At 49.2% G+C, this 21,287-nt stretch carries 20 protein-coding genes and 1 pseudogene; 2 read left to right on the top strand and 19 right to left on the bottom strand.

Going from position 1 to position 21,287, the window contains the following annotated elements; genetic code table 11:
• Positions 1–3: 3 nt before the first annotated feature.
• The 15 genes from mraY to tyrS all read right to left on the bottom strand — a co-directional run bounded on the left by mraY (position 4) and on the right by tyrS (position 15,047).
• Positions 4–1,173, bottom strand: coding sequence for a phospho-N-acetylmuramoyl-pentapeptide-transferase (gene mraY, locus GEV47_RS16490; protein WP_153235872.1), 1,170 nt, complete (start codon positions 1,171–1,173; stop codon positions 4–6).
• The gene (locus GEV47_RS16495) at positions 1,173–2,630 is read right to left on the bottom strand and encodes a UDP-N-acetylmuramoyl-tripeptide--D-alanyl-D-alanine ligase (RefSeq protein ID WP_407646269.1); all 1,458 of its coding nucleotides are present in this window, start codon (positions 2,628–2,630) and stop codon (positions 1,173–1,175) included. The genes mraY and GEV47_RS16495 overlap by 1 nt, the downstream gene beginning before the upstream one ends.
• Complete coding sequence (locus GEV47_RS16500) at positions 2,630–4,171, bottom strand: UDP-N-acetylmuramoyl-L-alanyl-D-glutamate--2,6-diaminopimelate ligase (RefSeq protein ID WP_153235874.1); 1,542 nt, start codon at positions 4,169–4,171, stop codon at positions 2,630–2,632. Before GEV47_RS16500 ends, GEV47_RS16495 begins: the two co-directional genes overlap by 1 nt.
• Positions 4,171–5,967 carry a peptidoglycan D,D-transpeptidase FtsI family protein gene (locus GEV47_RS16505; protein ID WP_322741676.1) on the bottom strand — a complete coding sequence of 599 codons (1,797 nt, stop codon included), beginning with the start codon at positions 5,965–5,967 and terminating at the stop codon, positions 4,171–4,173. The genes GEV47_RS16500 and GEV47_RS16505 overlap by 1 nt, the downstream gene beginning before the upstream one ends.
• Positions 5,964–6,236, bottom strand: a complete 273-nt coding sequence (gene ftsL / locus GEV47_RS16510) for a cell division protein FtsL (protein ID WP_322741677.1) — start codon at positions 6,234–6,236, stop codon at positions 5,964–5,966. The genes GEV47_RS16505 and ftsL overlap by 4 nt, the downstream gene beginning before the upstream one ends.
• Positions 6,233–7,213 (bottom strand): 16S rRNA (cytosine(1402)-N(4))-methyltransferase RsmH, encoded by a 981-nt coding sequence (rsmH, locus tag GEV47_RS16515; RefSeq protein ID WP_153235875.1) that lies wholly within the window; start codon positions 7,211–7,213, stop codon positions 6,233–6,235. The genes ftsL and rsmH overlap by 4 nt, the downstream gene beginning before the upstream one ends.
• Before the next feature lie 10 nt (positions 7,214–7,223).
• Positions 7,224–7,652: a division/cell wall cluster transcriptional repressor MraZ gene (gene mraZ / locus GEV47_RS16520; RefSeq protein ID WP_322741682.1), complete on the bottom strand. Its 429-nt coding sequence runs from the start codon at positions 7,650–7,652 to the stop codon at positions 7,224–7,226.
• Positions 7,653–7,980: 328 nt separating this feature from the next.
• Positions 7,981–8,523, bottom strand: coding sequence for a crossover junction endodeoxyribonuclease RuvC (gene ruvC, locus GEV47_RS16525; protein WP_153235877.1), 543 nt, complete (start codon positions 8,521–8,523; stop codon positions 7,981–7,983).
• A gap of 75 nt (positions 8,524–8,598) precedes the next feature.
• Positions 8,599–10,173 (bottom strand): bifunctional phosphoribosylaminoimidazolecarboxamide formyltransferase/IMP cyclohydrolase, encoded by a 1,575-nt coding sequence (gene purH, locus GEV47_RS16530; protein WP_153235878.1) that lies wholly within the window; start codon positions 10,171–10,173, stop codon positions 8,599–8,601.
• A 106-nt stretch (positions 10,174–10,279) separates the two neighbouring features.
• Positions 10,280–10,513, bottom strand: coding sequence for a Fis family transcriptional regulator (locus tag GEV47_RS16535; protein ID WP_153235879.1), 234 nt, complete (start codon positions 10,511–10,513; stop codon positions 10,280–10,282).
• A gap of 223 nt (positions 10,514–10,736) precedes the next feature.
• Entirely contained in the window at positions 10,737–11,753 is a 1,017-nt protein-coding gene (gene dusB / locus GEV47_RS16540) for a tRNA dihydrouridine synthase DusB (protein WP_322741678.1), read from the bottom strand.
• A 222-nt stretch (positions 11,754–11,975) separates the two neighbouring features.
• Positions 11,976–12,671, bottom strand: coding sequence for a histidine phosphatase family protein (locus tag GEV47_RS16545; RefSeq protein WP_228124759.1), 696 nt, complete (start codon positions 12,669–12,671; stop codon positions 11,976–11,978).
• Positions 12,672–12,682: 11 nt separating this feature from the next.
• Complete coding sequence (locus tag GEV47_RS16550) at positions 12,683–13,315, bottom strand: YbhB/YbcL family Raf kinase inhibitor-like protein (RefSeq protein WP_153235880.1); 633 nt, start codon at positions 13,313–13,315, stop codon at positions 12,683–12,685.
• Between the two features lies 1 nt (position 13,316).
• Positions 13,317–13,772, bottom strand: coding sequence for a D-aminoacyl-tRNA deacylase (dtd, locus tag GEV47_RS16555; RefSeq protein ID WP_153235881.1), 456 nt, complete (start codon positions 13,770–13,772; stop codon positions 13,317–13,319).
• Between the two features lie 12 nt (positions 13,773–13,784).
• Positions 13,785–15,047 (bottom strand): tyrosine--tRNA ligase, encoded by a 1,263-nt coding sequence (tyrS, locus tag GEV47_RS16560; RefSeq protein WP_153235882.1) that lies wholly within the window; start codon positions 15,045–15,047, stop codon positions 13,785–13,787.
• Between the two features lie 349 nt (positions 15,048–15,396).
• Here tyrS and GEV47_RS16565 point away from each other — a divergent pair, with 349 nt between their 5' ends.
• Positions 15,397–16,857, top strand: coding sequence for a M23 family metallopeptidase (locus tag GEV47_RS16565; protein ID WP_153235883.1), 1,461 nt, complete (start codon positions 15,397–15,399; stop codon positions 16,855–16,857).
• Positions 16,858–16,926: 69 nt separating this feature from the next.
• Positions 16,927–18,078, top strand: a complete 1,152-nt coding sequence (locus GEV47_RS16570; RefSeq protein WP_153235884.1) for an anhydro-N-acetylmuramic acid kinase — start codon at positions 16,927–16,929, stop codon at positions 18,076–18,078.
• Positions 18,079–18,176: 98 nt separating this feature from the next.
• On the opposite strand, the gene erpA is transcribed toward GEV47_RS16570, so the two are convergent.
• From erpA to argC, 4 genes and pseudogenes are all read right to left on the bottom strand, one after another.
• Positions 18,177–18,551: an iron-sulfur cluster insertion protein ErpA gene (erpA, locus tag GEV47_RS16575; protein ID WP_153235885.1), complete on the bottom strand. Its 375-nt coding sequence runs from the start codon at positions 18,549–18,551 to the stop codon at positions 18,177–18,179.
• A gap of 169 nt (positions 18,552–18,720) precedes the next feature.
• Positions 18,721–19,107 (bottom strand): annotated as a pseudogene (locus GEV47_RS16580) (bactofilin family protein); the annotation flags it as partial.
• An 80-nt stretch (positions 19,108–19,187) separates the two neighbouring features.
• On the bottom strand, positions 19,188–19,925 hold the full coding sequence (locus GEV47_RS16585; protein WP_228124760.1) for a DUF6776 family protein: 738 nt from the start codon (positions 19,923–19,925) through the stop codon (positions 19,188–19,190).
• A gap of 59 nt (positions 19,926–19,984) precedes the next feature.
• A complete protein-coding gene (gene argC, locus GEV47_RS16590; RefSeq protein ID WP_153235887.1) occupies positions 19,985–21,022 on the bottom strand; it encodes an N-acetyl-gamma-glutamyl-phosphate reductase in 1,038 nt (345 codons plus the stop codon).
• Between the last annotated feature and the right edge of the window lie 265 nt (positions 21,023–21,287).

The raw sequence follows: 21,287 nt of genomic DNA on the forward strand, positions 1-21,287 counted from the left end.
AAATTAACGCAGTTTCAAAGTTGATAAACCAAACAGCACCAAGATGATGGTGATAATCCAGAAGCGCACCACCACTTGCGTTTCTTTCCAGCCTTTTTGTTCGTAATGATGGTGCAGCGGCGCCATCAAAAATACGCGCTTACCAACGCCGTAGCGTTTCTTGGTAAATTTAAACACCATCACCTGCAACATGACCGACAAGGTCTCAACCACGAAAATGCCGCCCATGATGAACAGCAAAATTTCCTGACGTACGATTACTGCAACTACACCCAAGGCTCCGCCCAAAGCTAGCGCACCGACGTCGCCCATGAACACTTGCGCAGGATGCGCGTTATACCAAAGGAAGGCTAAGCCAGCTCCCGCCATCGCACCGCAGAAAATCAACAATTCGCCAGCACCTGGAATGTGGGGGATCAATAGATATTTAGCGTAGGTGACGTTACCCGTCAAATACGCAAACAAACCCAAAGCAGTGCCGACCATCACCGTCGGCATAATCGCCAAACCATCCAAACCATCAGTGAGATTGACCGCATTGCTGGTGCCAACAATGACAAAATAAGTCAATGCCATAAATCCCCATACACCCAAGGGATAGCTGACAGATTTGAAGAAAGGCACAATCAAATCTGCTTTCGGAGGCAAATTCAGATTAAAACCAGATTCGACCCAAGACAAAAACAAACTCCACACTTGATAGTTGGTCGACTCCGAGACCGAGAACGCCAAATAAATCGCTGCCACGATCCCGATCAGCGACTGCCAAAAAAACTTCTCCCGAGAGCGCATCCCGTTCGGGTCTTTATAAACCACCTTACGATAATCATCGACCCAGCCAATCGCGCCAAAACCCAAGGTCACCCACAACACAATCCAGACAAAACGGTTGCTCAAATCACTCCACAACAAAGTGGAAATAGCGATAGAGATCAAAATCAATATGCCGCCCATAGTCGGCGTACCGGATTTAATCAAATGCGTTTGCGGACCATCGGTACGCACTGCCTGTCCCACTTTCAGGCGCGCAAGCATGCGGATCACAGCCGGGCCGGCGATCAAACCTATCCCTAATGCGGTTAGGGTCGCGAACACTGCGCGAAAAGTGATGAAATTAAAAATCCGCAGGAAACCAACGTCCTGATGGAAATAGTGTGCTAACCATAGCAACATTAACGCGCTCCCTTTGTGGGTAAATTAGATGAATCTGTTATAGCCGTATGGCTATCGAGACCATCATTGACCAAATGTTGAACAACACGTTCCATTTTCATAAAGCGCGATCCCTTCACCAACGCCGTAACGTCAGGCGTCATAATGAGATCGACGGCGGAAATTAATTCCGCGATGTAAGAAAAATGTTGTCCTCGTACGCCAAATGCAGCACTTGCATCGATCGCCAGTGTGCCTAAAGTAAGTAAGTGAGTAACGCCTCGCTGGGCAGCGTAAGCGCCTATCTCTTGATGAAATTGTTTTCCTTGATCGCCAACCTCACCCATATCGCCTAATACCAACAAACGTGGAGCGGCGGCTTGTGCAAGCACATCAATGGCGGCGCGAACTGAATCCGGATTGGCGTTGTAGGTATCATCAATCACTAACGCCCCAGCGCAGTTTGGGCGCTGGGCCAACTTGCGCTGCAAGCGACCGCTATAGGGAGCAAAAGATTCGAGGCCACGCACGATCGCTGAAGCATCTATACCGATTGCCAGCGTGCAGGCAATCGCTGCCAGAGCGTTACGAACATTATGTTCGCCGGCGGCATCAAGATGGAGAGAGAATGTTTTACCTGGCGCAATAACATCCAGATCATTACCAAAAGTACCTGATTGATAAGTGCAACGCACGTCAGCATCATCAGAAAAACCAAAAGTAATGCAAGTTGCTGCGTGCGCGGCATAACTGCGCCACAATGCAGTGTACGTATCGTCGGCAGGAAATACCGCAATACCCTGTGCTGGCAAAGCGCGAATCACTGCGCCGTTTTCTTCGGCAACAGCCTCAACGCTCACCATGAATTCCTGATGTTCGCGTTGTGCGTTATTTACTAACGCAACCGTCGGTTGGGCAATCGTTGACAACAAGGCGATCTCGCCCGGATGATTCATACCAAGCTCAATGACTGCCGCCCGATGTGTCGCATTTAATCGTTGCAGCGTCAGCGGCACACCGATTTCATTATTCAAATTGCCGCGCGTAGAAAGATAACCTTCGTCACCAAATGCCGCTGTCAAAATCGACGCAATCATTTCCTTGACCGTGGTTTTGCCATTGCTGCCAGTGACACCGATCAACGGCAAGTTAAATTGACGACGCCAGCCATTCGCTATCGCGCCTAGCGCAACAGTGGTATCTGCAACCAGCAAAGCTGGCACAGCCAAATTTTCGTTTTTTCCGGGTATATGATCCACTACCACTGCTGCAGCGCCCAGCTCCACCACTTGATCGAGAAAATCATGCGCATCGAAACGCTCACCGCGCAAGGCGACAAATAGATTGCCCGCGACGACTGCACGGCTGTCAGTCACCATACCGTTCACACGACAATCAGCATTACTATCAACGCCGACAATGTGAGATTGCAACGATAATGGGAGCCATGATTGCAATGTGGCGAGCGATGTAGAAATCATAGGACTCCGCCTTTCATCACTCGCGATGCGAGTGCCAATGCCGCATGGTCGGCATCTAAGAACGGATATTTTTTCCCTTTGATTTCTTGATAAGTTTCATGCCCCTTACCGGCAAGCAGAACGACGTCGTTTTTATTCGCTTGCGTCACAGCACGCAAAATCGCGCCAGCTCTATCTCCTTGCGTTTGTATTTTGGCGCCCGTCTTCATCCCTTTGAGGATCTGTTCAATAATGGTCGCCGGCTCTTCGCTACGCGGATTATCGCTAGTAACAACGACGTGATCTGCCAGTTCCGCAATCGCGCCCATCTGTGGGCGTTTGCCTGGATCACGATCGCCGCCACAACCAAACACGCACCACAGTTCGCCACCGCGCTGCTCCGCGACCTGGCGCAAAGTCAGCAAAGTTTTTTCTAGTGCATCTGGCGTATGCGCATAGTCAATCACCACCAGCGGTGCCTCATCACCACCAAATTGCTGCATGCGTCCGGGCACGGCCGTTAGTTGTTCAATCGCAGCGATCGCAGCATCCCATTGAACGCCTTTGGCCCACAGTACGCCAAGTATGCCGAGCACATTGCTGACATTAAACTGCCCTACCATCTGAATCTTGATCTGGCCTTGACCAAATGGCGAAGCAAGATGAAATACCGTGCCGCTAGCACTAGTACGAATAGCAGATGCACGCAATATCGGCAACGCGGCATCGTCACTGAGGACACTGTCTTTACCATCACTGACTGTATAGCCAATCACCGATGTAGCACGGTTTTTTAAATGCCGCGCCAGACGCAATCCCATCGCATCATCGAGGTTAATTACCGCGTGCTGCAAATCCGGCCAATCAAACAAAATGCGTTTGGCCGCTTCATAATTTTCTTCGGTGCCGTGATAGTCGAGATGATCTCGGGTGAAGTTGGTGAACAAGGCAATGTCAATGTGCATACCGTCCATGCGGCCTTGCTCAAGACCGATAGACGATGCTTCCATCGCCAGTGCCTGAATACCTTTTTTTTCCATCGCAGCCAATGTACTTTGCATGAGTACGGCATCCGGAGTGGTATATCCGGTGGCATCAAACTGCACGTCTTGTCCTTGCGCAAAAATACCGATACCCAAGGTTCCCACCACGCCAGTCGGCTCGTCCAATAGAGACAAAGCGCGCCCCAGCCATTGGCTGCATGAAGTTTTACCATTAGTGCCGGTAACGGCAATCACCGTCATGGCCTTATCCGGCTGCTGATAAAAGGCATTCGCAATGGCGCCGGCTTTTCTTTTTAAACCATAGACAGCAAAGGATGGAACACCCCACGCATGCTTCCAAGTGAATGCTTCATCGTCATACAACACAGCAGCAGCGCCATTTTGCACCGCTTGTGCAATGTATAAACGGCCATCCGTGGCATCGCCCTGATAGGCAAAAAACACGTCGCCAGGCTTGACCTTACGCGAATCGGAAGTTAAATTTGCCGATGCAAATCCGCGCAGAAAATCAACTGCCGGATGTAACTGAATTTGAAGTTGTTTAGCTGTAGTCATCACATGCTCTCCGGTACTGGTTCGGATGGGATGATGATGTCCGTAATTTTTGAATCAGGCGGAACATTTAGCGCACGCAAAGCGGCAGCGGCCACCTGAGCGAAAACCGGTGCCGCAACATCACCACCAAAATGGGAACCGGTGCTAGGTTCATCCACCATCACTGCAATGATCAGGCGCGGATCAGATGCGGGGGCAAAACCAACGAAATCGGCAATATATTTTTTGACATACTTACCACCTTCAATTTTGTAAGCAGTACCGGTTTTGCCGCCAACCCGGTAACCGGGCACTTGCGCTTTTGGCGCAGTTCCGCCAGGCGCGGTAACAGTTTCCATCATGGCGCGCAATGTAAGTGCCGTTTTTTCCGAAATCACACGCTGCCCGACTGGAGGCGTATCAACCTTCTCAAAACTCAGCGGTATCAAATCACCATTACGTGCAAAAATCGTGTAAGCGTGCGCCATTTGAATCAATGACACGGAAATACCGTGACCATAACTCATCGTTGCCTGCTCAATTGGCCGCCATAATTTGAAGGGGCGCACACGACCAGCAACCGCTCCTGGAAAACCAAACTTTGGTTGCTGTCCAAGACCCACTGTCGTGAACATTTCCCACATTTCTTCGGGTAACAATTTTTCGGAGATTTGAACCGTTCCGAGATTAGAAGATTTTTGAATAATCTGCGCCACACTCATCGTCAACAATGGGTGAGGATGTGAATCCCTGATAATCGCCGGGCCTATCTTCATGGTATCTGGCACCTGAAAAGTGGTGTTTGGCGTCACGCGATTAGTATCCAACGCTAACGCAACTGTAAACGGCTTCAAGGTTGAACCAGGTTCAAACGTATCAGTCATGACACGATTACGCAATTGCGCACCAGTCAATATAGAACGATCATTCGGATTGTAAGATGGCAGATTAGCGAGCGCCAACACCTCGCCGGTTTTGGCATCCACCACGACGATACCGCCCGCTTTGGCATTACTTTTTTCAACCGCTTCTTTCAATTTGGTGAAAGCGATGTATTGGATTTTGCTATCAATCGACAGCACTAAATCTTTACCGTCGTGCGGCTCTTTCACCGCACTAATATCTTCAACAATACGACCCAATCGGTCCTTGATCACACGGCGACTGCCGGTGGTGCCGACTAATGTTTTTTGCTGCGACAGCTCCATGCCGTCCTGGCCGGCATCTTCAACGTTGGTAAACCCTACCACGTGCGCCATCACCTCGCCTTCGGGATAAAAGCGCTTGTATTCTGGTCGGGTTTCAATACCAGGTATCTTCAATTCGGCGATTTTGTCAGAGGTTTCTTTTTCGACCTGACGCTTCAAATAAACAAAGCTGCGATCAGAATCGAGCTTATTATTTAAATCGGCCATGCTCATACCTAAAAAATTGGCCAATTGCCCGAGCTTTTCTTTCGGCGCATCTTGCACATCGTCCGGAATCGCCCAAATCGCCTTCACCGGCACTGACGATGCTAAAACTTTGCCATTACGGTCGGTAATTTTGCCGCGTATGGCAGGCAATTCCAACGTTCTGGCATACCTTGATTCGCCCTGATCAATAAAAAATCCCGGGGAGATTATTTGTACCCATACCGCACGCGCGATCAAGGCCAAAAAAGCGGCGAACAACACGATCAACGCAACCCGCGAGCGCCATAGAGGCAACTTGACGTTTAAGACTGGATTGTTGGAAAAAGGCTGGCCTTTAGAAACGGCTGTACGGGCAGTGCGCCCGGTAGTTTTGCGATCTACTTTTGGGGGATTTTTGGTCACTTCGCCCCCATCGTCAGGTATTGCGTGCGATCCGGTGTCAATGGGACCATATTTAAATCGCCGCGTGCGATCTCTTCTATTCTGGCATTTTTGCCCAGCGTTGATTGATCAAGCTGCAATTGTCTCCAGTCGAGATCCAGTTGCCTCGCTTGACTTTGTGCACGTCCAAGTTCGATAAATAATTGACGCGCCTGATATTGCGAGTTAACGGTCGCCAGTGCGCAAAGCACCAAAGCGATAGTCAGCACGAAATTGATGCGAGCGTTCACGCTTGCTCTCCCAGCTTCCCGGGCAGACGCTCGCCCACACGCATAATGGCCGAACGTGCGCGCGGATTAGCGGCGACTTCGGCATCGGAAGGTTTTACTCTTGCAATCAATTTGAGTTGTGGCTGCGGCAAATCAACAGCGCGAATCGGCAAGCGACGGTCAGGCTGCGGCATGGTGGCCTTGGAAGCCATGTACTGCTTGACGATGCGGTCTTCCAGTGAGTGAAAACTGATCACAGCCAATCTCCCTTGCACAGCCATATGCGCAAACGCCTGATCCAGGACTACTTCGAGTTCTTCCAATTCTTTGTTGATGAAAATCCGTATCGCTTGGAAAGTGCGAGTGGCCGGATCCTTGCCCTTCTCGCGGGTTTTGACAGCGGATGCCACGATGTGGGCAAGCTGTCGTGTGGTTGAAATTGGTTGGATTGCCCTGCCAGCAACAATCGCCTTTGCAATCTGAATAGAAAACCGTTCTTCCCCATAATCACGCACTACCTTTCCGATTATTTGTTCATCCGCTACCGCTAACCACGCCGCTGCGGACATGCCGCGCGTCGTATCCATCCGCATATCCAGTGGTCCGTCAGCACGAAAACTAAACCCCCTGCTGGCATCATCCACTTGCGGTGATGAAATCCCTAAATCCAGTAATACTCCGTCGACTTTGTCGATATTGCGCTCTTGCAGTGCTGCCGCCAGCGTCGCAAAACTGTCATGCACAATCTCAAAACGCGGATCAACAATGGTGTTGGCAGTAGCTATGGCTTGCGGATCTTTATCAAATGCGATCAAACGCCCATTGCTGCCCAACTGCTCCAAAATTTTCCGACTATGGCCGCCACGGCCAAAAGTGCCATCTACATAAATGCCGTCCGCACGAACGCCGGTGATCGCCAAGGCATCAACCGCTTCGTCTAATAGCACCGTTTTGTGCCAGAATTCGCTCAATGATTCAGGCACCACATGTTCAGTCATTTCGCCGCCGTCAGAATGAGAAATTGCTTAACACATCGGGCATGCCGGCCGCCACTGCTTGCGACTCGCTCTCAGCCAATTTGGCCGCATCCCAGATTTCAAAATGACTACCCATTCCTAACAACATCACTTCACGCGACAAACCAACCGCCACGCGTAATTCCGGCGCGATCAAAATCCGCCCGGCCGAATCAAATTCCACATCACAGGCATTACCCAAAAAAATACGCTGCCAGGCACGTGCCGACATCGGCCAGCTGGCAATTTGTTCACGATGACTTTCCCAGGTAGGGCGCGGGAACAGCAGCAGACAGCCATGCGGATGTTTGGTGATCGTGACGCGACCTTCGCATTGCACCATCAGGGCATCACGATGCTTGGACGGAACAGACATCCGCCCTTTCACATCGAGATTTAACGCTGACGCACCTTGAAACACCGCCATCCCCTTTAATAAATTTACATTGCGAAATTTATTGCTTTACAAAATTCAGTGGAATTCAGAAAAATTCCCACAAAAAGACACTTTTTCACACTGAATACCACTTTAGATGATGGCTTCTCACAGGTCAAGCAGTTCGCACAAGAAAAGTGCAATTATTTGTGTAAAGTCAAGGACTTAGCGCAACTTTGGAGAAGTATGAAGAAGAAACGGAAAAGTAAATATTCCATTAAATGAAGGACTTACGGGGGACTGTAAAAGTCATGCTTTAGGTGGTGACAATATTTAACATGTATCACGATTGTTACACTTATTTATTACCGGCCTATCCAATCAATCGACCACCCCGCACCCGCAAACCTTTTTTAGCCAAAGCGGGTGCCAAGGCCCCCAAATTCGCCAGCGCTTCACCACTGTGAGCATGGCAAATCGCGACAGCCAAAGCATCAGCAGCATCAGTACCGGGTAAACCAGGCAAAGATAACAGACGTTGCACCATATCTTGCACCTGCCGTTTTTGAGCTTTTCCATGACCAGCAACGGCTTGCTTGATTTGTAGCGCTGTATACTCCGCCACAGGCAAGTCGGCACTCACCAATGCACAGATCGCCGCTCCACGGGCTTGGCCAAGTAGCAGAGTCGACTGTGGATTGACGTTGACGAAGACTTTTTCGATGGCGGAACAATCGGGCGTGTATGTGCGCACCACTTCTGAGACACTGGCCAGGATGACCTTCAGACGCTGCGGCAAGTCGGCATCGGGGGTTTTGATGGTGCCCGACGCAATATAGCTGAGCTTGTGGCCTTGCTTGTCGATAATGCCAAAGCCAGTAGTGCGTAGACCGGGGTCAATGCCAAGGATTTTCATGTATTCAAGAACAGTAGGATGGGTCGAGTTAGCGAAAATTATGCAGCCACACCCATCCTACACAACAAAGAACTATTAATGACGGAAATGCCGCGTGCCGGTCAACAGCATGACAACACCATGCTCGTCCGCCGCATCAATGACTTCCTGATCGCGCATGGAACCGCCCGGCTGAATCACGCAAGTTGCACCAGCATTGACGACCACATCCAGACCATCACGGAACGGGAAGAACGCGTCCGACGCCACAGCCGATCCAGCTAGCGACAGGCCAGCATTTTGCGCTTTAATCGAAGCAATCCGTGCAGAATCGACACGGCTCATCTGGCCAGCGCCGACACCTAATGTCATACCATTGCCGCAGAAAACGATCGCATTGGACTTAACAAACTTGGCGACACGCCATGCGAACATCAAATCTTGCAACTGTTGTTGCGTTGGCTGCTTTTTGCTGACCACTTTCACATCTGCCAATGCGACGTTTTTCGCATCCGGCGCTTGTACCAGCAAACCGCCGCCAACGCGCTTGAAATCGTAAGCGTTCAACGCCGTGCCAAGCGGAATTTCTAACAACCGAACGTTGAGCTTGCTTGCAAAAACTTCTTTGGCTTCTGCAGTAAATGAAGGCGCAATCAACACTTCGACAAACTGCTTTACGATCGCCTCTGCAGCCACACCATCAACTTCGTGGTTGAAGGCAATGATGCCGCCGAAAGCTGATGTAGGATCAGTTTGGAATGCTTTAGTGTAAGCCTCCAGCGGACTTGCCCCCACTGCAACGCCGCATGGATTGGCATGCTTGACAATGACACAAGCTGCGCTACCAGCACTCTCGAAAGTCTTCACGCATTCCCACGCCGCATCGGCGTCGGCGATATTGTTATACGAGAGTTCTTTACCTTGCAGTTGACGATAATTAGCCAATGCACCATCTACCTGTTTGACATCACGGTAAAATGCGGCAGATTGATGCGGATTTTCGCCGTAACGCATTTCTTGCACTTTTTCAAAATGCAAATTCAGCGTTGCCGGATAAGCGCTACGTGTTGCGTGCTGCTTATCGTCACCCAGAGAAGTGAAATAATTGGTAATCGCGCCATCATATTGCGCAGTGTGAGCAAACACTTTTTTCGCCAAGGCAAACTTGGTTTCGTAAGTCGCTTCGCCTTCATGCGCCTTCAATTCTGCCAGCACCGTCGCGTAATCAGACGGATCGCATAAGACGATCACATCTTTATGATTTTTCGCTGATGAACGCAACATGGCTGGACCACCGATATCAATATTTTCAATCGCGTCTTCCAGAGAGCACTGCTCTTTGGCGATGGTTTGCTGGAATGGATACAAATTCACGACCACCATATCGATGGTTGGAATCTGATGTTGCCCCAGTGCGCTGACATGCTCGGGAAAATCACGGCGCGCCAGAATCCCGCCATGCACTTTCGGATGTAAGGTCTTCACGCGGCCATCCAGCATTTCCGGAAAGCCAGTGTAATCAGCAACTTCAGTCACTTTGATACCGTTATCGGCGAGCAGTTTTGCGGTGCCGCCGGTCGACAAAATATTCACGCCTAACGCGGCTAACTCACGCGAAAATTCGAGAATGCCGGTCTTGTCGGAGACGGAAATAAGAGCTTGTTTAATCATGGTAAAAAAATAGAAAGATGAGTGAAGTTGCGGTGCTGCTTTTTACTGCCAATCGATTACTTATTGATTTACTACGCATTAATCTGCTGCAGTGTCTGACTGCGACTTATAGCAAACCGTGCTGCTGCAATTTTTTACGCAAAGTGTTGCGATTAACGCCCATCATCTCGGCGGCGTAGGATTGATTACCTTCTGCCCGCAGCATAATTGCTTCGAGCATCGGCTTTTCTACCGTGGAGATGACCATATCATAGACATTAGACGGTGTTTGTTCGCCTAAGTCCTTGAAATATTTTTCCAGGCTTTTTTTGACGACTTCTTGAATACTTTCTTTACTCATACTTTTTCTTTGCTTTTATTATTGATAAACTTAATTGATACGCTATGTTGGTACTGCTTATTCCAGCTCGCATTAGGGACAAACAAAGCGTGACGCCAAAGACAGTGCTCTTGCACAACAAAGTCAAACAACGCAGTTATTGCTGTTTAATATGAACCAGAATGTCGACTCGCTCCCCAATTTCTACAAGTCGTCACTTCTTTGAAACTTAACAACTTTTATTTCACGCTGCCAGCGCCGATTCGGCCAGCCCGTATTGTAACCGCTCACCATAGGTAAATTGCATGTCGAAGAAGCTTTTTACCGCTTCCAATTGTTGTCCGCAATCCTCAAGCAAATTCATGCGCTGGCGAAATGCTTCTCCACCTGGCAAATCTTGCACATACCAGCCGATATGCTTGCGCGCCGTGCGTACGCCAAGATAGTCACCGTAAAATTGATAATGTGCGCGCAAATGCTCATCCATCAAAAGCTGCACTTCTCGTACCAGCGGCTGTGGCAAATATTCCCCGGTACGCAAAAAATGGTCAATTTCGCGAAATATCCACGGCCGCCCTTGTGCTGCACGACCAATCATAATGGCGTCGGCCTTGGTGTATTCCAAAACCTGCCGGGCTTTTTCTGGCGTAGTGATATCGCCATTGGCCACCACAGGAATAGACACAGCTGCCTTGACCGCCGCGATCGTGTCATATTCGGCGTCACCTTTATAACCGTCAGCGCGAGTACGGCCATGCATGGTCAACATGGTGATACCGGCCGTTTCTGCCAGACGTGCAACCTTCAAGGCATTTTTATTAAGCCTGTCCCAGCCGGTACGAATTTTTAATGTAACAGGCACATCAACCGCGGACACCACGGCGTCCAAAATGCGCGCAACTAACGGCTCATCTTGTAGCAAAGCAGAGCCGCACCAGCTGTTACACACTTTCTTAACCGGACAGCCCATGTTGATGTCAATGATTTGCGCACCGTGATCAACATTAAACTTTGCGCATTCGGCCAGCATTTGCGGATCGGCACCCGCAATCTGCACTGCGCGCGGCTCCATTTCTCCATCGTGATTGATGCGACGGGAAGTTTTTTCGGTTTTCCATAGACGTGGATTCGACGCCGCCATCTCTGATACGGCATAACCGGCACCGAGCTCTTTGCAAAGTTGTCGGAAAGGCCGATCCGTGACACCCGCCATCGGTGCCACAAAAACATTATTACGCAGGATATAAGGGCCAATATTCACGACAATGGACGCAATGCAAAAGAAAGATATTTCGTGGAAGGGCGTATTTTATCGCGAATGCGAGATGGCGCTCAAAAAATAAGCAGAAATTAATGATTGATTAACTAGTCAATTTCGTCGGAGCACGTGATATTACAAAAACGCATCGCGCCCGAATGACCCACTGATGCCGAAGCAAACGGCGCGCAATAAATTGCCCCCCCCCCTACAAATCCACGAAATTCATCGATCGACTTCATCCAAAGACTGAGCTTGTAAGTGCTCAACATCTCCCCAGCCCGTAATCCGCAATTGCCGTCCATCCCACGCCATGCGATTAATGCTGGCATTGAAAATATCAAAATCTCTGTGTCGCACTAAAGGAATGTTGAGGGCATAACGATAGAAACAATCAAGCACACCACCATGCGTGATGATGGCTATACGCCGATGTGATTGCTGTGACTGCTGCGATTTCGCCAGATCAACGATGCGATGCAGGGCTGCGGTAGTACGCTGAAAAAATTCATTCAAGGTTTCGGCGATATGCGAATCGGGTGGCGCACCGGCTGGATAACGCATATCCACATCGCGCTGGTCCAACGCAGCGTAGGCAGAAGGGAATCGGCTTTTGATTTCCGGGCGGCACAAACCCTCCAGAGCGCCATAACAACGTTCACGCAATCCGGCATCAAGCTGTACTGCTATGCCACTCGCACGCGCCAATGGTGCAGCCGTTTGTTGCGTACGTTGCATATCACTAGAAAAAATAGCGTCTAATGACTCATGCGCCAACCATGATGCTAAAGCCTGCGCTTGACGCTGACCTTCTGCATTAAGAGCAATATCAAGATGACCTTGCAGACGACGATCTTTATTCCAATCGGTTTCGCCGTGGCGAATCACAAGAATTTCCACCAGTGTTTCTGTTATTTGCATCGCCTACCCGATCAGGTTGAACGCACGGCGGGATTCAAAGTATACGTGCCGGTGATTACCGCCTGACCCAAGATATGTCCTTGCAACGCAGCCACTGCTTGCTGTCCTGTGAAATTTCCGCCTACACCTAAACGCTCAACATCCAGCGCATACAACGTAAATATATAGTGGTGCAAAAGTGCATCATTCCAGGGTGGACATGGACCGTCATAGCCGAAGTAATTGCCAGACATGTCTTTATCGCCAGCGAACCAGCCGGTGTAATCATTAATCCCCTGACGCGCAGCTGAAATCGGGCCTTCCGCCGGCTTGCCACGCGCTGTCACTGCGGAACTGAAGCTGGCAGCGGCAATGGACGATATTTGCGGCGGCAAATCGACCAACACCCAATGGAAGAAGTCCACACGCGGCAAATCTGCCGGCACGGTTTTGCCTTCCTGATTCACGTCGTCGCCGCGCGACGGTACATCTGGGTCATGACATATCAACACCAATGATTTCGTACCAGCAGGTAAATCACTCCAGGCCAAATGCGGATTACGATTGTCTGACAAAGCAACATGGGTTTTAGCATCTTGCACACAAAACGCAAATTCGCCGGGGATAGCGGCACCGTCGTTAAAAGAGTCGCTCCAGAGTTTCATTTTAATCTCCTGTCGGTGGTTTAATTTGTAGCCAGAAAGTTACCGGGCCGTCATTGGTGAGAGATACTTTCATATCGGCGCCAAACTGCCCTGTCGCAACTTCTTTATGGCTGCTCTTTGCCTGTTCAACAAAATAGCTAAACAATCGCCGCCCGTCTTCTGGTGACGCGGCAGGGGTAAATGAAGGACGCGTCCCGGAATTGGTATCCGCCGCCAGCGTAAATTGCGGCACGAGCAATATGCCACCAGCGATATCACTCACGCTACGATTCATCTTGCCGGCATCATCGGAAAAAACCCGGTACGCCAATAGCTTACTCAATAAAGCATTCGCTTCTTTTTCTCTATCACCGCGTTCAGCACAGACCAACACCATCAAACCGGCGTTAATTGCACCAATTGTGGCGCCATCAACGATGACGCTGGCGTGACTTACGCGCTGTATTAATGCAATCATTCACGCACCGTTTCAATTCAAGGTCACACGGGCGAACTGCCGCTTGCCAACTTGCAGTACGAAAGTACCGGCTTCGACTTTCAAACCTTTATCGCTAATCACCGTACCATCGATTCTGACGCCGCCCTGCTCAATTTTGCGCTGCGCTTCTGAAGACGATGGCACCAGATTGGCTTGCTTCAATAATTGACCGATACCAAGTGGTGCACCGCTCAATGTCACTTCTGGAATGTCATCGGGGATACCGCCTTTAGCGCGATTATTGAAGTCCGCCAACGCTTCTTCAGCCGCTTGCTGGGTGTGAAAACGCGCCACAATTTCTTGCGCAAGTGCAACTTTGATGTCGCGTGGGTTCTGACCTTCGGCAACCTGCTTTTTATAGCCGTTAATTTCAGCTAACGATTTGAAGGATAGCAATTCGTAATAACGCCACATCATGACATCAGAAATACTCATCACTTTGGCGAACATGGTGTTGCCTGGCTCGGTAATGCCAATGTAATTGCCTTTGGATTTGGACATTTTCTCAACGCCGTCCAAACCTTCCAGCAATGGCATGGTCAAAATACATTGCTGCTCTTGCCCATAATCTTTTTGCAACTCGCGGCCAACCAGCAAGTTGAATTTCTGATCTGTACCGCCGAGCTCTAAATCAGCTTCCAGCGCCACAGAGTCGTACCCTTGCATTAACGGGTACAGTAATTCATGTACCGAAATTGGTGTATTCGCTTTAAAGCGCTTAGTGAAATCCTCGCGTTCCAAAATCCGCGCAACTGTATATTTTGCCGACAATTGAATCATGCCGCGCGCACCCAGCTTGTCCGACCATTCCGAGTTATAGCGAATTTCAGTGCGTGCTGCATCCAACACTAAACTGGCTTGTGCAAAATACGTTTTAGCATTCTCTTCGATCTGCTCGCGCGTTAATGGTGGACGTGTGACATTGCGGCCAGACGGATCGCCGATCATGGAGGTGAAATCACCGATCAGGAAAATCACGGTGTGACCCAAGTCCTGCAATTGACGCATTTTATTCAACACCACGGTATGGCCAAGATGCAAATCCGGCGCGGTCGGGTCTAAACCTAATTTGATGCGCAATGGCTTGCCGGTTTGTTCTGAGCGTTGCAGCTTGCGCGCAAAATCAGCTTCGATCAATAATTCATCAGCACCGCGCTTAGCGATGGCGAGTGCTTCTTGCACCCGGTCAGACAAAATGATAGCTGGCTTTTCAGCTACATCAGTTTGGGAAGTGCTCGGATTTTCTTGATTCATAATGGTTTTCTAGTGTTAATTCACGCTTAAATCACGGATCATTCACACGTAATACGCACGTAAACAAACTAGCTTTTAAAAAATTGTCAGTGAAAAAAATAAGTAAGAACTAAAGCCAATATTCATCAGTCGAACCGACGAAAATTTACGGCAACATGCTTCAACTTGTGTTTTGTAGAGGCGCTATTTGACCGTGATATAATGGTAGATTCCTTTTAACCCCGCCCTTGTGTCCGAAATGTCAGTGTATTGCAGTTAAGTAAGGCAAGCACCGAAGAACAATTAACGAGAATTATCAAAAAGCAAGAAATCGAAACGATACAGAACGGCAGATTTTAACGTATAGCACATGTCTCTAAAAGATAAATTCATAGATTACCGCCCCAGCGCCAAGCTGTTGAACGCGCATCTGCCCAAATCTTCTCGTAAAACCCGCATTGTTTCGGCCTCTGCCTTGTTTTTCGCCGTTTGCGCCTTTGGCGCCTATGGAGTTGCGCCAATCGAGCCCGACACTTCTGATATCCATATCAAAGCCATCTCTCAGGAATTGGCGTTGCCAAACCTGCAACAACAAGTAGAAAAACTGTCAAATCAAGATCAATTGTATGTTGCCGAAGGCACCATGCGAAACAGTGACACACTAGCAAGTTTGATGACGCGATTAGGCATAGATGACAGCCACGCAACCAATTTCATCAAAACGGATAGCGTTGCGCGTGCGGTCATGCGTTTGCCAGCTGGCAGCACCGTGCAAGCGCAAACAGATGCTAACGGCGAGCTGCAGTGGTTACGTGCGAGTTTGCCGGATGCAAAAGCAGCAACAACTAAAGCGAATAAAAAAGATCCGATCGCTGCTGACAGCACCAGTGTCGAAAACGACACCAACACGAATGTCAACAACATCATTATTAGCCGAAGGGACGACAAATTCAGTGCGTCCCAACAATCAGTCGCGCTGGAAAAGCGCATTGAAATGCATTCTGGCGTGATTCGCACATCGCTGTTTGCCGCCACCGATGCTGCAGATATCCCAGATACCATTTCATCGCAGCTGATTGATATTTTTGGCACCAACATCAATTTTGCCAACGACATAAAACGCGGCGACAGCTTTAACATCGCCTACGAAACCTTTTGGCAAAACGGTCAATTTGTTCGTACCGGGAAAATCCTTGCCGGCGAGTTCATTAACGGCGGAAAGACCTATCAGTCTGTCTGGTTTGATGACCCCAAGAACGCGCAAGGCGGCGGTTATTATGGCTTTGACGGCAAATCGATGAAGCAGGCTTTTTTGAAGTCGCCGCTAACTTATACGCGTATTTCTTCAGGCTTCTCAATGCGTTTGCACCCGATACTCGGGACCTGGAAAAAACATGAAGGCGTAGATTTCGCAGCCCCTACTGGCACGCCGATACACGCGGCCAGTGATGGCGTTGTTGATTTTGCAGGCGTTCAAAATGGTTATGGCAACGTGGTCATTCTCAAACATGCGAATAACATCGCTACTGTTTATGGCCACATGAGTCGTTTTGCCGGTCTTCGTAAAGGCAACAAAGTAACGCAAGGTGAAGTGATTGGCTACGTCGGCATGACCGGCTGGGCAACTGGTCCACATTTACATTATGAATTCCGCGTCGCCGACAAACCACTCGATCCGATGACGGTCACGCTGCCAAACGCGCAAGCGCTCACTGGCAATAAACTACAACGCTTCCAAGCAGTCGCAAGTGATATGTCGCATCGTTTTGCCTTGCTGCAGGCCAAAGAGAACACGCCGTTTGAAAAGAAAATGCAGTTAGCCGCCAAATAAATCGTCTCAAACTAAAAACCGTTAGCCGATCAGCACTGTAAAATAAGCTGATCTGCTAACGGTTTTTTTATGACTATACAAACCCCCACAACACATTACATCGGCCTGATGTCAGGCACCAGCCTGGATGGCGTCGATGGCGCTATCGGTGCTTTTTCTAATGATGGTGCACAGATCAGCACGCTGGCGTCCGCTTACGTGCCATTCCCGCCCGAATTACGGCAAGAATTGATGGCGCTGCAAAGTGCTGGTGAAAACGAAATTGAGCGTGAAGCCTTGGTCGCCAACACGTTGGCATCGCACTACGCGACTTGCGTGGAACGCTTGCTAAGCAGCGCCAATTTACGCAAGGATCAAATTCGCGCCATTGGCGTACATGGGCAAACTGTTCGTCATCGTCCCGAACTTGGTTTTACACGTCAGACCAACAATCCCGCACTATTAGCCGAATTAACCGGCATAAATGTGATCGCTGATTTTCGCAGTCGCGACATTGCCGCCGGCGGCCAAGGTGCACCGTTAGTTCCAGCATTTCATCAGGCTGTATTCGCCGATCCGACTGAAACGCGCGTAGTGGTGAATATTGGCGGCATTGCCAATATCAGCATATTGCGGGGCGAAAATGGCAGCAGCGATGGCGACAGCGCAAACATTGGCTTTGACACCGGCCCTGGTAACGTTCTGATGGATGCCTGGATTAAACACCATCTAGGCAAAGACTATGACGACAACGGCGCCTGGGCGGCAAGTGGCAAAGTACTCCCGGCATTATTGGCGGCTTGTCGTCATGAGCCTTACTTTGCCTCCGCACCTCCCAAAAGCACTGGACGGGATTTGTTTCATAATGCGTGGCTGGCAAATAAGTTAACGTCATTCCATCACGTTGCAGCAGCCGATGTACAAGCAACACTCACAGCACTGACAGCAACGACCATAGCGGATGCAATTGCAGCGTATGCCGCCGATGTAAAAATGATTACCATCTGTGGCGGTGGCGCGTACAACACTTATCTGATGCAGCAATTAGATATGGCACTTCAGCAGCATGGCGTATGCACGTCAGTACAATCGACTGCGGCACTGGGAATCGCACCTAATCACGTGGAAGCACTGGCATTTGCCTGGCTTGCACAACGCTTCACGTTACATTTATCTGGGAATTTGCCAAGAGTGACGGGCGCGCGAGGTGAAAGAATTTTGGGCGCTTTGTATCCTGCATAGTAACAAGCGATGCAAAAACGACAAAGGACGCGAAGAGATATCTTCGCGTCCTTTTATTTTTCCGACCTCGGTGATGCCTATCGGAAATTAAACAATAATTAAGCCGAAAACGATGATCCGCAACCGCAAGTGGTAGTTGCATTTGGATTTTTAATGACGAATTGCGCGCCTTCCAAATCATCCTTGTAGTCAATCTCAGCGCCAACCAAATATTGGTAGCTCATCGAATCGACCAGTAATTGCACACCATTCTTGATCATAGTGGTGTCGTCTTCGTTGACAATTTCATCGAATGTGAAACCGTACTGGAAGCCAGAACAACCGCCGCCCTGCACAAAAACGCGCAATTTCAAATCGGGATTGCCTTCTTCTTCGATCAACTGCGCCACTTTGGCGGCAGCACTATCGGAGAAAATAATAGGCGAAGGTGCAACTTCACGGGTAATTTCTTTGATTTCGGCAACTGCATTCATTTTTTAGCTCCTGCAAGACAAACAATCCATATGGTGAACCATTATAGGCGTTTCACTGCACTTATGCAGACTCCGCCACTTTTTCAGACTTGGTAACATCGACTTCTTTGTCGGCTTTATTCGAAACCGGTGTTACATCAACCGTTTGCGCTATCTGCGGCACTGGTGTCGTTGCCAACAATTTCAACGCAGATGGCGCTGAAATGCCTTGATCATGCGTTAATTTCCCACTCACCACAGCGCCGCTATGCATTTCTAATGCTTTGTAATGCACATCTCCAGTTATGCGGGTTTTCGGCTGCAATTCAAGTAACTCCGATGAATAAACATTGCCGCAGATTTCACCATTCACTACCAGATGCGCCACCCGCACTTCACCCTCAACTTTGGCACTTTCTGAAATCACTAACATACTGCTTGTTCCAGATTCGGCGATCACATTGCCTTTAATATGGCCATCAATACGCAATCCGCCTTTAAAGTGCACATCACCTTTAATACTTGCTGACACACCAATCAAACTATCAATGGTACTTTTCGCTTTTCGATTGAACATGATGCTCCCTTTTCGTTTCATTTATTTAGGTGTAATGATGTCTATAACGGAATGCCTGCAACTATCATGGAAGGTCGGTTTTATAGCTGTGCTGATTCTTGAACCTGCGTTTGACCATTTACCAGCACCTTTGCCTGCAATGATTTGACTACTGCGTCATCGGGCAGCGTCAGTATGCCGTCGACCCGTTGATAATATTTAAAATCCAGTTTGAAACCCGCTTTGTCACTGGCGCTGGCATTTTGAGCCGGGAAGTTCAACACCACACTCTTGCCCTGCACCATCGCCGTCACCGCGAGCTGCAGATTGCCAGAAAAATCGCGTCCGACCTTGCCGCCTTGCATCACTAATAAGCGATAACGCAGTTGCGTCGGCGCCTGCAACTCCAGACTCAAACGTTGAATCGCCAAGCCTTGATTACCCATAGCGGTAGGCAGCAAACCCTCGAAAAATGCCAGATCTTCTTTGAGCTTGGTGTTTTCGCCTTCCATTGCAGCGATTTGCGAACTTAATTGCGCCTGCGTTGCATGATCCATCATCGCCTGGCTTTCTGCCGCATTCGCGATGGTTGAGTAATGATCCCGCTCAGCCGTCAGGTTTTTCACTTGCTCACTTAAACTCTGAAATTGCTGCTTATCCAGAGCTGGATTGCTGCCCGTGAAATGACGGCCGGAATCATATAGCCACATCGCGCAAGCACCGCCCAAGCCGATCACCGCCACCCAAAAAATCGCTTTGAGTGGCCACGGAGAATGGCTTTTTATCGTCATTTTTGGTGGCGATACAGACATCCGTCGACGCCATAACTTGAATTTCATGGTGTCGAGATCTCAGTGACAGCGAATGGCAAGTAAAGACATTGCCATCATGCACGTCATCATGGAAGCACAGGTACGTGCATCAAACCGGTCGTTTCTTCCAGGCCAAACATCAAATTCATACATTGCACTGCCTGACCGGCAGAGCCTTTGACCAGATTATCCTGCACCACCAATACCACCACCGTGTCACCATCATTGGGACGGTGAAGCGCAATGCGAAGCATGTTGGAGCTGCGAGTTGAACGCGTTTCCGGATGCGAACCAAAAGGCATCACGTCAACAAATGGCTCATTTTTATAGGCATCTTCAAACAGCGCTTGCAGAGTCGCGTCGTCGGTTTTTTGGGTTAAACGCGCATACAGTGTCGAATGCATGCCGCGTATCATCGGCACCAAGTGCGGCGTAAATAATAGCCCGATTTTTTCACTAGTCAGCTTACTTAACTGCTCAACTGTTTCTGGCAAATGTCGATGACCGGAAACACCGTATGCCTTGAAATTATCGCTCGCTTCAGAGAACAGCATTGCCACTTCCGCTTTACGACCCGCGCCAGAAACACCCGATTTGCAATCTGCAATCAACGAGCCCGCATCAATGATGCCGGCTTTCAGCAGAGGCGCAAAACCGAGCTGCATGGTCGTTGGATAACAACCCGGATTGCCAATCACTCGCGCTTTTTTAATCGCATCGCGATTCAGTTCCGGCAAACCATAAGCTGATTCTTTCAGCAATTCTGGGCAGCTATGCGCCAGTTTGTACCACTTCTCAAATACCGCAGTATCTTGCAAACGGAAATCGGCTGCCAGATCAATCACTTTAACGCCTGCCGCGAGCAGCTCTTGCGCTTGTGCCATCGCAACACCATGAGGCGTTGCAAAAAATACCACATCGCATTCTGTCAAACTGGCTTTTTCGGGGCTCGAAAATGCCAGCGACACACGACCGCGTAACGAAGGATACATATCAGCAATCGGCATCCCGTCTTCTTTACGCGATGTCACCGCAATCAATTGCGCCTGTGGATGAGTTGCCAACAAACGCAACAATTCAACCCCTGTGTAGCCTGTACCGCCTACGATGCCGATTTTGATCATTTTTTGTCCTTGCATGAATTCTGTAGAGAACGATTAATTATGTAAGTGCTTAGAAGCGCCGGAAAACAGCAAGTTCACTCACCGTTTAACAACTCGCCTGGTCACTACCCATTTTTCAAAGCTCCCGTGTCAAAGCCAACAACATAGTTCGCGAATAATGGAAAAATGGAACTAAGTATTTTATCAGTCTCGCGACCAATACTTGCAGCACGGAAAATAAGTTACAAAAAACCAAAAATTAAACTTACGCAAAATTGTCCCACCA

The sequence above is a fragment of the Glaciimonas soli genome, assembly GCF_009497155.1.
Taxonomy (GTDB): Bacteria; Pseudomonadota; Gammaproteobacteria; order Burkholderiales; family Burkholderiaceae_D; genus Glaciimonas; species Glaciimonas soli.

Excerpts from the sequence above, each read along its gene's own strand:
- mraY (WP_153235872.1), bottom strand. The coding sequence starts at position 1,173 with ATGTTGCTATGGTTAGCACACTATTTCCATCAGGACGTTGGTTTCCTG.
- GEV47_RS16500 (WP_153235874.1), bottom strand. The coding sequence starts at position 4,171 with ATGACTACAGCTAAACAACTTCAAATTCAGTTACATCCGGCAGTTGAT.
- rsmH (WP_153235875.1), bottom strand. The coding sequence starts at position 7,213 with ATGACTGAACATGTGGTGCCTGAATCATTGAGCGAATTCTGGCACAAA.
- ruvC (WP_153235877.1), bottom strand. The coding sequence starts at position 8,523 with ATGAAAATCCTTGGCATTGACCCCGGTCTACGCACTACTGGCTTTGGC.
- purH (WP_153235878.1), bottom strand. The coding sequence starts at position 10,173 with ATGATTAAACAAGCTCTTATTTCCGTCTCCGACAAGACCGGCATTCTC.
- GEV47_RS16535 (WP_153235879.1), bottom strand. The coding sequence starts at position 10,513 with ATGAGTAAAGAAAGTATTCAAGAAGTCGTCAAAAAAAGCCTGGAAAAA.
- GEV47_RS16545 (WP_228124759.1), bottom strand. The coding sequence starts at position 12,671 with ATGCAAATAACAGAAACACTGGTGGAAATTCTTGTGATTCGCCACGGC.
- GEV47_RS16550 (WP_153235880.1), bottom strand. The coding sequence starts at position 13,315 with ATGAAACTCTGGAGCGACTCTTTTAACGACGGTGCCGCTATCCCCGGC.
- dtd (WP_153235881.1), bottom strand. The coding sequence starts at position 13,772 with ATGATTGCATTAATACAGCGCGTAAGTCACGCCAGCGTCATCGTTGAT.
- tyrS (WP_153235882.1), bottom strand. The coding sequence starts at position 15,047 with ATGAATCAAGAAAATCCGAGCACTTCCCAAACTGATGTAGCTGAAAAG.
- GEV47_RS16565 (WP_153235883.1), top strand. The coding sequence starts at position 15,397 with ATGTCTCTAAAAGATAAATTCATAGATTACCGCCCCAGCGCCAAGCTG.
- GEV47_RS16570 (WP_153235884.1), top strand. The coding sequence starts at position 16,927 with ATGACTATACAAACCCCCACAACACATTACATCGGCCTGATGTCAGGC.
- erpA (WP_153235885.1), bottom strand. The coding sequence starts at position 18,551 with ATGAATGCAGTTGCCGAAATCAAAGAAATTACCCGTGAAGTTGCACCT.
- GEV47_RS16585 (WP_228124760.1), bottom strand. The coding sequence starts at position 19,925 with ATGAAATTCAAGTTATGGCGTCGACGGATGTCTGTATCGCCACCAAAA.
- argC (WP_153235887.1), bottom strand. The coding sequence starts at position 21,022 with ATGATCAAAATCGGCATCGTAGGCGGTACAGGCTACACAGGGGTTGAA.